The sequence below is a fragment of the uncultured Porphyromonas sp. genome, from assembly GCF_938023125.1.
Lineage (GTDB): Bacteria > Bacteroidota > Bacteroidia > Bacteroidales > Porphyromonadaceae > Porphyromonas.
Genome location: NZ_CALHDW010000018.1, coordinates 137,763 through 151,587, shown reverse-complemented (window position 1 = coordinate 151,587; position 13,825 = coordinate 137,763). Strand labels below are relative to the sequence as shown.

The 13,825-nt window shown below is 48.7% G+C and carries 9 protein-coding genes; all 9 read left to right on the top strand.

Annotated features, from left to right (window positions below; translation table 11 throughout):
* Positions 1–36 precede the first annotated feature (36 nt).
* The 9 genes from Q0090_RS06760 (at position 37) to mnmH (ending at position 13,818) form a co-directional block, all read left to right on the top strand.
* Positions 37–480 carry a dCMP deaminase family protein gene (locus Q0090_RS06760; protein ID WP_297949035.1) on the top strand — a complete coding sequence of 148 codons (444 nt, stop codon included), beginning with the start codon at positions 37–39 and terminating at the stop codon, positions 478–480.
* A gap of 28 nt (positions 481–508) precedes the next feature.
* Positions 509–2,110: a S41 family peptidase gene (locus Q0090_RS06755; RefSeq protein WP_297949033.1), complete on the top strand. Its 1,602-nt coding sequence runs from the start codon at positions 509–511 to the stop codon at positions 2,108–2,110.
* Positions 2,111–2,135: 25 nt separating this feature from the next.
* The gene (locus tag Q0090_RS06750) at positions 2,136–2,681 is read left to right on the top strand and encodes a 5-formyltetrahydrofolate cyclo-ligase (protein ID WP_297949029.1); all 546 of its coding nucleotides are present in this window, start codon (positions 2,136–2,138) and stop codon (positions 2,679–2,681) included.
* A 24-nt stretch (positions 2,682–2,705) separates the two neighbouring features.
* Positions 2,706–4,709, top strand: coding sequence for a urocanate hydratase (locus tag Q0090_RS06745; protein WP_297949027.1), 2,004 nt, complete (start codon positions 2,706–2,708; stop codon positions 4,707–4,709).
* Between the two features lie 479 nt (positions 4,710–5,188).
* Positions 5,189–5,725 carry a hypothetical protein gene (locus Q0090_RS06740; RefSeq protein ID WP_297949024.1) on the top strand — a complete coding sequence of 179 codons (537 nt, stop codon included), beginning with the start codon at positions 5,189–5,191 and terminating at the stop codon, positions 5,723–5,725.
* A 305-nt stretch (positions 5,726–6,030) separates the two neighbouring features.
* Positions 6,031–6,624: a hypothetical protein gene (locus Q0090_RS06735; RefSeq protein WP_297949023.1), complete on the top strand. Its 594-nt coding sequence runs from the start codon at positions 6,031–6,033 to the stop codon at positions 6,622–6,624.
* Positions 6,625–6,645: 21 nt separating this feature from the next.
* Positions 6,646–9,912: a hypothetical protein gene (locus Q0090_RS06730; protein WP_297949022.1), complete on the top strand. Its 3,267-nt coding sequence runs from the start codon at positions 6,646–6,648 to the stop codon at positions 9,910–9,912.
* A 211-nt stretch (positions 9,913–10,123) separates the two neighbouring features.
* Complete coding sequence (gene mutS / locus Q0090_RS06725; RefSeq protein WP_297949021.1) at positions 10,124–12,784, top strand: DNA mismatch repair protein MutS; 2,661 nt, start codon at positions 10,124–10,126, stop codon at positions 12,782–12,784.
* The gene (mnmH, locus tag Q0090_RS06720; RefSeq protein ID WP_297949017.1) at positions 12,784–13,818 is read left to right on the top strand and encodes a tRNA 2-selenouridine(34) synthase MnmH; all 1,035 of its coding nucleotides are present in this window, start codon (positions 12,784–12,786) and stop codon (positions 13,816–13,818) included. The genes mutS and mnmH overlap by 1 nt, the downstream gene beginning before the upstream one ends.
* The last annotated feature ends 7 nt before the right edge of the window (positions 13,819–13,825 follow it).

Sequence of the window (13,825 nt, the reverse complement as noted above, 5' to 3'; positions counted from 1 at the left end):
ATCGTAAGAACGGGATAAGCAACGATTCCCACACCTATGGAACAACAAGAAGACAAGCAATTAGTACTCGACAAACGCTATCTGAGGATGGCGCGTATCTGGGCGGAAAACTCCTATTGCACCCGCAGAAAAGTGGGTGCTCTTATCGTTAAAGATCAGATGATTATATCTGATGGTTACAACGGTACTCCCTCAGGGTTTGAGAATGTGTGTGAGGATGAGAGTGGCCTTACCAAGCCCTACGTGCTCCACGCTGAGGCAAATGCCATTACCAAGGTAGCCTGCTCGGGCAATAATAGCGATGGCGCTACTATTTATATTACGGCCTCCCCTTGTGTGGAATGTGCCAAACTCATCATCCAAAGCAAGATAAGGCGAGTGGTCTATGGTGAGGAGTATCGGCTGACCGATGGGATAGACCTGCTGAGAAGGGCGGGCATCGAAGTGGAGTTTGTAGCTCCGGACAAAGAGAGTGTGTGACTTTAGCAAATACGCTATATAAGGGGATATGAAAAAGAGATTCTCCTCGTTTACGATTGTAATTGTAGCCCTATTGGGGATACTTTTTGGGGGGCTGTTGAGTTGGATGGTTGCCACTCGTTCCCCATTTTTCCGCCCTGCCTTTATCCGTAGTCTCAGCCCCATAGATCAGGTCTTGGAGCTGATTTCTGAGCATTATGTAGACTCGATAGATGTGCGAGAGCTGCAGATGCGCCTCCTCCCCAAGCTGGTAGAGGAGCTAGACCCACACTCGGCCTATATCCCCAGAGAGGAGAGCGACCTGGAAAACCAGCGTCTCAATGGCAGCTTCTGCGGTATTGGCATCTCCTTTAATACCCTGATTGACACCCCCGTAGTGATCGAAGTCTTACCCGGAGGTCCCTCCGAGCGAGCCGGTTTGCAAGCCGGAGACCGCATTATAAAGGCCGGCACACGTTCTTTGGTGGGGCAAAAAATGTCCCCCGACTCCGTACGAAGCATTTTGTTGGGCGAAGAGGGTTCTGTCGTTTCTCTCCAGCTCCTGCGCAAGGGGCAGTCTCTTGCGAAGAAGGTGGTGCGTGGCGAGGTGCCCATTCACAGCGTGGATGTGGGCTATATGCTCGACAATTCCACCGGTGTGATCCGCATCGTTCAGTGGTCGCGCAATACGGTCGCAGAGTTCCTAGACAAGTACACAAAGTTGCGTGGAGAAGGGCTACGCAACCTTATTATAGACCTACGAGACAATGCCGGAGGGTATCTAGAACCGGCGATTCGTCTCTCCAACGAATTTCTTAAAGAGGGGCAGCTCATTGTCTACACGGAGGGTAAGGCCTATCCTCGTGAGGAGTACAAAGCCAATGGCAATGGCGTACTACAAACGCTCCCAGTGGCCATTCTTATCAATGAATTTTCAGCTTCGAGTAGTGAGGTATTCTCGGGGGCTATGCAGGATCACGACCGCGCAACAATCGTGGGACGGCGATCTTTTGGTAAAGGCTTGGTGCAAACGGCTTTTTACCTCCCCGATAGTTCGCAGCTCCGCCTTACCATCGCTCGCTATCATACGCCCTCGGGCCGTTGCATCCAAAAGAGCTACACGTTAGGCGATGGCATGGACTATCAACTCGACCTCCAGCGAAGATTTGAGGCCGGCGAGACCTTCGGCAACCAAATGGATAGCCTAAGGCTCAGCAAGGCACCTCGCTATAAAACGGACAAGGGACGCACCGTTTATGGGGGTATTGGCATCATGCCCGACCTCATCGTTCCGGCCGATAGCGTGGGAGTCAACAGCTACTATTTGCGTTGTGTGGAGAGCGGCACCATGACGGAGTTTGCCTTCCTCTATGCCGATAGCCACCGAGGCGCCCTTTCTTCTCTGGGGAGTGCCGGTGCCATTGTGGACTATTTGGATGATAACACTTCCCTAGTGGCCGATTACGCTCGCTTTGCTTCGGAAAAAGGGATTGAGCTACGCCCGGGTATGCTCTACGAGAGCAAAGATCTGATTCGTCGTGTGCTTTATGCCCAAATCTCCCAGTATATCCTAGGTGTGGAGGCGTTTTATCGAGTCTACTATGCTTCGGATGCAATGCTGGAGGCTGCCCGCAAATCCTTCAAACTATAGTATATTTGTACCACAATCTAGACTCATGCAGGGATCCAAACAAGATATTAGGGTTGCTCTACGTCAGCTTAATAAACTGACGCTGACAGATGCCTACCGAGCCGAGGCAGCGCAGAGTATTGTTCAGGCTTTGCTGGCAACAGAGATGTGGCAGAAGGCACGTCGTATAGGTCTTTATGAGGCGTTGCCGGACGAGCCCAGCCTGCAGAGCCTTTTGGCGGCACCCGGGGATAAGGAGTTTTTCATCCCTCGAGTAGAGGATGCCGAGACTATCGCTTTCTATTCGTACAATCCGGAAAAACTGCAAGAGGGGGGAGCTTTTGGCATTAAAGAGCCTACTCAGGCTCGAGAAGATGCCGTAGATCCCATGCTCCTCGACCTAATCATCGTGCCGGGGGTAGCCTTTACAGCCGAGGGGGTGCGCCTCGGGCGTGGAAAAGCCTACTACGATCGCTTCCTACAAAAAGCCCCACAGGCTCAGTTGATAGGAGTTACTTTCCGTTATCGTTTATTACCAAGTTTGCCAAGTGACCCTTGGGATCATCTTATGGACTTAGTCCTCACAAATTGAGTATAATTATTCTACTTTCATCATATGGAAAATAGTACAAGATCTTTTACTTTAGACGCTACGTTGCCCGCTTATCCCTCGTTTATCGAAGGGATTCGTCGTGCTCCCGACCGCGGCTTCCGCTTGACGCCCGCACAAACACGTGTTGCTTTGCGCAACGCTCTTCGCTACGTGCCTCGTGAGTTACATGCTCAGTTGGCTCCCGAGTTCCTCGAAGAATTAAAAACTCGTGGTAAAATCTATGGTTACCGCTTCCGTCCGGAGGGGGACCTCAAGGCTACTTCGATAGATGATTACAAGGGCCGTTGTTTGGAAGGGAAGGCTTTCCAGGTTATGATTCAGAATAACCTTTCTTTCGATGTAGCTCTCTATCCCTATGAATTAGTAACCTATGGTGAGACGGGTCAGGTGTGCCAAAACTGGCTTCAGTACCGTCTCATCATCAAGTATCTAGAGCAACTAACTGAGAACGAAACACTCGTTATTGAGAGCGGTCACCCTCTAGGTTTGTTTGCTTCTCACCCCAGCGCACCCCGTGTTATCATCACAAACTCAATGATGGTTGGGCTCTACGACAACCTCAAAGATTGGGAGATTGCCGCTCAGATGGGGGTTGCCAACTATGGTCAGATGACCGCAGGAGGTTGGATGTACATTGGTCCGCAAGGGATTGTGCATGGCACCTTCAACACGCTGCTTAACGCAGGACGTATGCAACTTCACATCCCCACAGGGGGCAACTTGGCAGGCAAACTCTTCGTTACCAGCGGTCTCGGTGGTATGAGTGGTGCACAGCCTAAGGCTGCCGATATTGCCGGAGCTGTGAGCATTACCGCAGAGGTGGATTCGAGCCGTATCGATACACGTCACGGACAAGGCTGGGTAAAGCACCGCACCGAATGCCGCGAAGAGGCTTTCCGTATGGCACTCGAGGCGCAAAAGAAGGGCGAGGCTTGCTCTATTGCTTACCATGGTAACGTGGTGGATCTTTTGGACTACGCTATCGAAAAGAATATCCATATCGACCTCCTTTCTGACCAGACAAGCTGCCATGCTGTCTACGAAGGTGGCTACTGCCCCGTAACCCTCTCGTTTGAGGAACGCACTCGCCTTCTCAAAGAAGACCGTGCTAAGTTTGAAGAAGAGGTAGACAAAGGTTTGCACCGTCACTTCGAGGCTATCAAAGCACTCGTTGCCCGTGGTACCTACTTCTTCGACTATGGTAATGCCTTTATGAAGAGCTGCTTCGATGCCGGTATTACCGAGATCAGCCGTAATGGTGTAGACGATAAGGACGGCTTCATCTGGCCTAGCTATGTAGAAGACATTATGGGTCCCGAGCTATTCGACTACGGATATGGCCCCTTCCGTTGGGTATGCCTTACCAATAAGCCTGAGGATCTCCGCAAGACGGATGCCGCAGCTATGGAATGTATTAACCCCGATCGTCGTGAGCAAGACCGTGACAATTACATCTGGATCCGCGATGCAGAGAAAAACGAACTCGTGGTAGGAACACAAGCTCGTATCCTCTACCAAGATGCTGCCGGGCGTTTGGCTATTGCTTTGCGCTTCAACGAAATGGTGCGTAATGGCGAAGTAGGCCCCATCATGCTCGGGCGTGACCACCACGACGTGAGCGGTACGGACTCTCCTTTCCGCGAAACCTCCAATATCCGCGATGGTAGTAACGTAATGGCCGATATGGCTGTACAATGCTTTGCCGGTAATGCGGCTCGTGGTATGAGCCTTATTGCTTTGCACAATGGCGGTGGCGTAGGTATTGGTAAGTCTATCAATGGTGGATTTGGTATGGTACTCGATGGTAGTGAGCGCGTAGACAACATCCTTCGCTCGGCCATGACTTGGGACGTAATGGGCGGTGTAGCTCGTCGTGCTTGGGCTCGCAATGAGCACGCTATGGAGACGAGTGCCGAATTTAACAAGACGCACGCCGATGGCTACCATATCACCATGCCATTCCTTGCTGATGATGAGCTAATTAATTCTCTTATCCCCCTTAAGTAAGAGAATCGCTTAGATCAAAATAACCCTCGCACTGTGCGCCATTCTGAGGGAGACTAGTCCCCACCCAAGAGGAAGCGCATAGGTTGCGATAAACACTTCCCCCTAGAGAGTATGGAAATGCTCTTTAGGGGGATTTCTTTTTTCTCTCTGGGTGAAAAAGCGATCCCCTTCTGCTTGGAAGTGAGGGGCGAATCTGCCTGAGAAACAGAGAAAAATAGGCCTAGAGTGCGCACGTTTTAGACCTGTTTCGCTCCGCTTTTTGGCTGGTGAATGGCAGGCTTACAAGGGTTGGAGTTTCTTGGTTTCTTTTCTTTGTGTGGAGAGGTTTTTTCCTCTCGCCTTTGTCTTGCTCTAAGTGTTAAAGTAAGTCGAAGAAGTATAGGAAACCTCTTGCCGAGGAGATAAGTCAATTTGTTTTATATCTTTGCCCCCGGAACCAAGCGTTGTGTTCCCTAGAGAAATAAACCAAACCTTGTAGTATGAAGAAATTTGCATTAGCTCTTGTAGCTACCCTTTTCCTCGGAAGTCTTACAGTACAAAGTGTTAACGCTCAAACGAGACGAGGACACTATTTCCTTACGGGAGCCTCTCAGCTCTCCTTCCAGACCACGTTTAACTCAGGCTCGAGCGAAGAGTTCGTATTCTCCTTTTCACCCTCTTTTGGAGGCTTTGTTGCCGATAATTTGGCACTTGGCTTGAATGGAAATATATTCTACGTTTCCTCTGCAAGCTCTGTAGTTTACTCAGTCATGCCCACGATGACCTACTATTTCAATCAGGGGAAAAGCTTTATTCCCTATATTGGAGGCCAAGTAGGGTATGTAGGAGTATCTTCCTATGGTGTTAGCCTTAATGGCTTTGGCATGGGCGTTGGCGCTGGCGGTGTTTTGATGCTCAATAAGCATGTCGGTGTTAACCTGGGGCTTCAGTATCTCCACAGCAGATACCCCTCAAGATATCGCACGAATACATCTAACTCACTCACCACATCTATTGGTTTGACAACCTTCTTTTAACGTCTTCATCTGAGTGAAATCGTGTAGACCGAGAGTCTGCACTTCTCTAGGAAAATCTTTTATCTCCTAGGGTAATAGGTCTTCCTTCCTAATGCGTCGGGAAGGGAGACCTTTTTTTGTAGGGGAGTGGAGGGGAGGCCCTGCCTCTGTGTGGATGTTGTACCGGGGCTCGCAACGAGCACGCATGTCGGTAGCCTTTACTAGGTTACTAAGGAAAACATCTGACTTCCTTTGCCAATAGCTTGCGTTTTTGATTTTTTTTGTAGATTTGGCAGGACAGAACACACTGACAAAAAAGAAACATTATGCGTAGTACTCGAATTACAGCCTTAGGAATAGTTGTTTTCCTGTTCCTGCAAGCCGCCCTCTCTAGCTGTCTTCGTATAGGTGGCAAACCCAAATATGATATTGACGAAGATTCCCTCTTCTTTAGTCGAATGCCCCCACGCACCGAGACGGGTGCCAATATCGTTGCCTTTGAATTGGATGGCAAACCCTATGTCTTTCCCAAAGAGGGAATGCGTCAATCAATCTTTCAAGCTCCACCTTGGGTGTGTAATATGGAAAAGACGAAGATAAATGGCATTGTTGAAAGTGAAATCTTTTGGATGTCGTGGAGGAAGGGAAAGAAATACAATAATTCGTACTCTGCTATATGTATACATCTATCAGAGGAGAATGTAGATCAAGCGTCATTCGTGGCAAAAGGATATGTTATTTTAGGGGAATGGTCTTCTGAGGATAATGAGATTTCCTTTGAGGTGACTAAGCATGTCCCCTTGGAAGGTCTCATTTGTGGGCGTTTTTCTGGTGTGTTGAAACATGAAAGAGAAGATACCTATCAGCGAATAGAAAATGGTTTCTTTGACCTTAAGTACACAATAACTGAGGTATATTAGAGTATACAAACAACTAATGTTATGAATAAGAAAATACTATCAGTTGCTATTTTGCTGCTCTTTGTAATCCAGGCAATTAATGCCCAAGATTTTGCAAAATTAAGATGCAATCTAGATGCACCATTACAAGGACTCGACTTTAGTAAGATCCCCACGGGGATACTTGCCGAGCGAGCCGTGGAGCTCCTCCCCTTTGATGCCTATGATGGAGTATTGAGGGATAGTAATTACTCCGACTATTCCTCTCAAGCGATGCTCTATTTGTCTCTTGCCTCCTCTAGAGATGATATGCTCAAGGATATGTCTCCCGAGAGCTATTTGTCGATTATGAAAAAAGCTCCCAACGAAAGCTTGAGTTTATTACTCTTCCGTTATAGTACGCTTCGGGAGCAAGCTTATCAAGAGGGTTTGATCAAACGAAATGGCAATAGTCTATCTTTTATGAAGCCATCGTCACAACGGTTATACCAACAACGAGAGGTCTTCTCCTTAGCTCCCAAGCGAGTGGTTTGGGATACCTATGATGTGTCATTTGTATTACCGCCCAATTTAATTTGGAGTAATATGCAAGGTGAAATCAGAGACATAAGAATTCGCTTTGAAGAAAATGCTCCTTTTAAGGAGGTTAAGCCCTCACAACCCGTCTCTCATCATTACCAACGGGAGGGGATTCATCGTATCGTTTTTCAGATCAGACTCAAAGATGGACGCTCTCTGCAGAGTCAGACAAATATACAAATAGCTCTTCCCAAAGAACTGAAGTCCGGGTCAAGTACAACGAATTACATTCACAACGAAGTGCCTATTCCCTCAAAACGCAGAGTGCATAAAGGGGGAACTCTTCAGATTTGTTATGCAGATCCAACGGTTCGAAAACTGAGAAAGCCTGTGATCATTGCAGAGGGTTTTGAAGTCTCAAATCTAGGGCTTCAAGAGAATTGTACTCTAAATGATTTTATGAATATAACACTGTATTCTAAAAAGAAGAACCCATTTCCAGGGTTTGACATAGTTTACTTGGATTACAATTGCCCGACAGATGATATTTGGCGGAATGCAGAATTGATGCGTGATGCTATTCGTTGGGTGAATGAGCATAAGGAGGGTTCTGCTGAAAACATTGTGATGGGGTATAGTATGGGAGGGTTGGTCGCTGCCATTGCACTTCGTCAAATGGAGCTGGCAAACGAAGATCATGATACCAAGAAATATATCTCTCTGGACTCCCCTCATTGTGGAGCTACTGTTCCTTTTGCCGTATTTGCTGCTTATGATTATTTCTTTCCATTACTTCCCCAATCGCACTTGTATGCTCTTATAAAGAGCATTAATCCTAAAATCCAGACTTCTGTACTCAACTTGCAAGCTTTGCGAGAGGCTCCTGCTGTTCGTCAGATGGTTATCGCAGAAGGACGAGAGAAAGATCGTAGGGTTTATCTCGATTTTCAAAAAAAGTATAGAGAGCTAGGATTACCAACCAAAACGATCAATATTGCCTTTAGTAATTCTTCTCAAGAGGCAAAATACCCGAAGATAGAGGATAATAGATTATTAGATTTACAAGGAAAGGGGCATGCAGGACCTCTTATCCCCAAGGCGCTTTTAGATTGTCTTTTACAAGATTTTTCTCCTCCTCACTATATAAACATTATTCCCAAAACAACAGATCTCTCTCTTGATGTAAAGCTTCGATTGATAAATCGGTCAGATCCTGAGTTCGAGTGTGTGTGTAAGGTCAAGAGGAAAGCACTCGGCTTTCTCCCAACCGATTCTCCCTTGGATGGTTTCATGTGGAGTGTTAACTATCCGTATGATGAATATGGTGTCTCAGAGCGCTCAGTGTGTTCTACTTTGGGGATTAAATCCAATATGAACGTCAATGAGAAATATCTTTCTAGAGAGTTGTCCTTTGGGGATGGACTCTTATCAGGTATTCTTAACTGGTTCATTGGCGCAGTTAAATATGGTGTGTATATCACGAACTCAATTGGCTTTATCCCGAGATATAGTTCATTATATACACCTCTAGCAAGCGACTCAAAAGAATCTCCCTTTGACCGTTTTTACTGTATTCAAGCAGATACTTCTGCGGGGCACGAATACTTAAATCATTATCGGAGCGAATTGCAAAATGAATTGCTTGAGGAGGATTACCACGTAGAGGTTGAGGGTAGTAATGTCCTTAACAAAGAGATGATTGTCAAGATCAAGAATCCCCTTGCAAATGCTCGTTATGAGTTCTACGCCCACCCCAATCTAATGACAGATCAGTTAGATGCAACTTCTGCAAGAGTTGTTAGTCTGGTAGATCCCTCAAATTATCAAAATATCTATCTTTTCAAGAAGGTTTATGTGTGTGCAAAATCTACTAGAGAGGTAAATGGACACACCATTGTGGATAGTGTCGTACACCCCATATATAATGGTTCTCCACATAGTGATGACTTCGAGATAAAACAACTCTCGATGACTTTTAAATTGAGTGACAATCAGTGCTTACGCTATGCCATGCCTGCCGTATTGGTGAAGTGGAAAGGTCATGGAGACATTTTGAATGCCCACTGGAGATATAGTGATAGTAAACAGCCCATTACAACAGAAAATCGTGTCGGACAATCAAAAGATGGAGTAGTTAATACCTCGGGTAATGAGAACAAGATGTTGCTTGTCGGTGCCTTTGAAAAGGATCCTAAAACCGGCGGGGTGCGTAAAATGAACTCTTGGACCGGCTCTTTAGTGGGGGATGATGGACTCCCGTACCTCCCCGGAGGAGATGACTTCGAACCAGACCCTCCGGTGGCAGGGCCCGGTTATCCTCCAGGGTGGGAGAATGTTATTAAAAATGTTCCCGGGACGCCAAAGGTATATCTTTTTGTTCCCGCACTTCAATACCTGTCAGGATGGGATCAGGTTAAGCTAGAACTACAATTGGAGAATGAGGCTGGGGTTGGCGATTGGAGCAAGCCTTTTGTCCTTTCTCTCAAAAAGGAGGGAGAGGATGCCGGACTCAAACCCATCATAATCCCCTCTGTATTCCTCGAAGAGACCTCCACAATACGTTGGATCAATCACGAAAATGAATTTGTCAATCATCAAGATGGGGGTAAGTACTCATGGCTCGATCTGGAAATTGAGATGTTTGTCAAGGATCCGAGTGGCAGATTGCATCATCATGCCAAGGTTAAAACCAATCAAACCATAGATCTTAGATTCTTGGCTCCGGGGCATTACTTCGTCGAATTTGTTTGCAATGGCAAACGTTTTATGCAACATGTTATAAAGCAGTAAGACGCTTTCGTCTCTGTCCTCTTTGAAGAGGACAAATCCACTTCATGTAAATAGTGCATCTCCCCTTGGTCTCTTTATGATGATCTAAGGGGAGATGTTACGATATGAGGTGTGGGAGCCCTGGGTGGTGTGGGGGCAGAGGTGCCGAGTTTGGCACTAAAGCCCTATCTTTGTAAGGCGTTAGCAGAGTGTAATATAGTGAGTTATTGTTGTGGCAAAGAATGTAGTTGAGACCCCTCTGATGAAGCAATTTCTGCAGATAAAAGGGAAGCATCCGGATGCGATACTTCTCTTTAGGGTTGGCGATTTCTACGAAACCTTTCTAGAGGATGCCGTAGAGGCCTCGCGCATCTTGGGGATTACACTTACACGCCGGGCCAACGGCTCTGCACAGCATGTAGAGCTGGCAGGGTTCCCTCATCACGCCTTAGAGACGTACTTGCCACGCCTTGTGCGAGCCGGTAAGCGAGTGGCTATTTGCGACCAACTGGAGGACCCCAAGCAAACCAAAAAGCTGGTAAAGCGAGGGATTACAGAGTTGGTTACCCCCGGGGTTGCCGTTAGCGACAATGTTTTAGAGAACAAAGAAAACAACTACGTAGCTGCCGTCTCGTTTGCCAAAGAGCGTATGGGGGTTGCCTTTCTAGACCTCTCTACGGGCGAGTTTGCCACTACGGAGGGCAATGCAGCCCTTGTCGATAAATTACTCGCAGGCTACCGACCCAAAGAGATCCTTGTAGAGCGGAGTACACGCCTTCTCTACGATAGTCAACTCATCTACCGCACCTATATATTCGAGGCGGACGACTGGCTCTTTATCCCGAGCAACAATCAAGAGAGACTTCTACGCCATTTTGCCGTGCGCAACTTCAAAGGTTTCGGGCTTGAGGGTATGGAGTCCGCTCTCACTGCGGCAGGAGCCATTTTGCATTATCTAGACCTTACGCAGCACAACGAACTGGGGCACATTACCTCACTGCACCGCATAGATGAGGAGCAGTATGTGCGTATTGATGGCTTTACGGCACGTAGTTTGGAGCTTCTCTCCACGATGAATCCAGAGGGATGTAGTCTGAAAGATATTTTGGATCGCACCTATACGCCCATGGGGGCACGCCTCCTCCGTCAGTGGATTGCCTTCCCCCTCAAGAGTGTTGCAGCGATAGAGGAGCGGCAGTCGGTGGTACGAGCTTTGGTGGACGACGCCCAAGCGAGGTTTGTACTCGAGGAGCATTTGAGGGAGATGGGCGACCTAGAGCGCACCGCTTCTAAAGTATCTATGAAGCGTATTTCGCCTCGCGAGATGGTGCACCTAGCCGATGCCCTCACCGCTTTAGAGCCCATCAAAAAAGTGGCAGAAGAGAGTGCTTGTCCCTCCCTTCAGGCTTTAGGGAAAGAGTTGGCACCCTGTACTGAACTAAGAGACCGCATTCGATACGAATTAAATCCGGATGCCCCTCCCCTCGTAAATAGGGGCGGAGTGATCGCTACGGGCTACAACGAAGAGTTGGACGAGCTGAGGAGTCTTGCCTTCTCCGGCAAAGACTACTTGCTCTCCCTACAGCAGCGCGAGATCGAGCGTACGGGTATCACAAGTCTAAAGGTGGGCTTTAATAACGTCTTTGGCTACTACATAGAGGTGCGTAATACCCATAAAGATAGGGTGCCGCCCGAGTGGATTCGTAAGCAAACCCTTGTGAGTGCCGAGCGTTATATCACCGAAGAGCTCAAAGAATACGAAAGCAAAATCTTGGGGGCTGAGGAGCGGATTCTTGCTCTAGAGACGATGCTTTTTGCCGAGTTGGTGGACGATGCTCAACCTCAGGTTACGGCACTTCTCCGCAATAGTCATCTCCTTGCGATGCTCGATGTGCTTCGTTCTTTTGCAGAGGTAGGGGAGGCCTACAACTATTGCTGCCCGCAGGTGAACGATTCACTCGCGATAGATATAAAAGAGGGGCGCCACCCCGTAATTGAGCGTCAGCTACCTCAGGGCGAACCCTACATTGCCAACGATGTGCATTTGGACAATAACGACTGCCAAATCATGATCGTTACGGGGCCCAATATGAGTGGTAAAAGTGCCCTCCTCAGGCAGACTGCTCTTATTACCCTTATGGCACAAATCGGGAGCTTTGTACCGGCACGAGAGGCCTCTATTGGTTTGGTCGATAGCATTTTTACCCGAGTTGGGGCGAGCGACAATATCTCCATGGGAGAGTCTACCTTTATGGTAGAGATGCAAGAAGCTGCAAGCATTCTCAATAACTTAACCCCTCGGAGTTTGGTGCTTTTTGACGAGCTGGGGCGCGGTACGAGCACTTTCGACGGAGTCTCCATTGCGTGGGCTATTGTGGAGTATCTACACAATCATCCGGCACACCACCCCAAAACCCTTTTTGCCACCCACTACCACGAGCTTAACGAGCTGGCCAAAAAGCATCCGCGTGTACGCAACTACAACGTTTCGGCTCGGGAGGTTGAGGGTACCATGATCTTCCTTCGCAAGTTGGAGGAAGGGGGCAATGAGCATAGTTTTGGTATCCAAGTGGCTAAGCTTGCGGGGATGCCTCGGCAGATTGTGGAGCGTGCCCAGGTGGTGCTACAATGCCTAGAGAAGGAGCACGCCCAAGAGGAGTCTTGCACTTCGGCAGACGCCGAGAAAGCCATAGAGACGGCCGGACTCAAAGCGACCCACCACTCATCCGCCCCCTCTCGTGAGGACTTGGTGCAACTCTCTTTCTTTCAATTAGAAGACCCTCTACTCGTGGAGATTCGAGACGATCTCCTCGGTATCGACCTCAATAATCTGACCCCTCTAGAAGCACTCAATCGCCTCAACGAGATTAAGCAGAGACTATCCAAAATCTAATGTTGGAGACCTGTTCGCCTAGAAAAATCCTTGCCTTGCGTGCCGAGGAGGTACCCATCGTGGATGTGCGTTCTCCCGGGGAATTTTCTCGAGCCCATCTCTTGGGAGCCCATTCGCTCCCCCTTTTTTCTGACGAAGAGCGCGCTGCCGTTGGCACCCTCTACGCTCAAGAGGGGCGAGATGCTGCCGTGGAGTTGGGGCTGGAGTACGTAGGAGGTAAAATGCACTCCCTTGTACAGGAGGTCAAGAAGCTCGCCGGCGAGAGTGGGCGAATTGGCGTCTATTGCGCCCGAGGAGGTATGCGCAGCGAGGCGGTTGCATGGCTCCTTTCTATTGCCGGGCTATCGGTGTATCGTATGGAGGGAGGCTACCGCGCCTATCACCAGGAGATGATGCAGGAGCCTCTGCAATACGCTCTTATCGTATTGGGGGGAGCTACAGGCTGTGGCAAAACGGAGGTACTGAGCGAGCTTGCCGGCCTCGGTCAGCAGGTGGTAGACCTTGAGGGTTTGGCACGGCACCGCGGTTCCGTCTTTGGCGGGCATCCTGATCGGCCCCAGCCCTCGGGCGAGGAGTTCTTGAACCTCCTAGGCGAAGCCTTTTTGCCCCTAGACCCCAAGAGACCTGTATGGGTGGAGGGCGAGAGCGAAATGATAGGGCATTGTGCCCTTACGCCCGGCTTTTGGCAGAGGATGCAATCTGCACCCTTTGTTGAGTACGCTACCCCAAGAGAGGCTCGTGTGGAGCGCATCGTTGCCGAGTATGGCGTACTGGGCAAGGAGGCTTTGTTGCACGCTTTTGGGGTGATTCGCAAGCGTCTGGGGGCAGAGCGTTTTACGCAAGCTCGAGAGGCTGTAGAGGCAGGAGACCTCCATACGGCGGCTAGTCTCGCCCTTGTCTACTACGACAAGGCGTATGCCAAATGTGGTCAAACGGGTTCGTGGCAACACCCTGTTTGGCGTTATTTCCCAACAGAAGACAATCCTAAAATGGCAGCACGGGCTATTATTGCCCGGCTCGAATACCTACAATAAACACAAT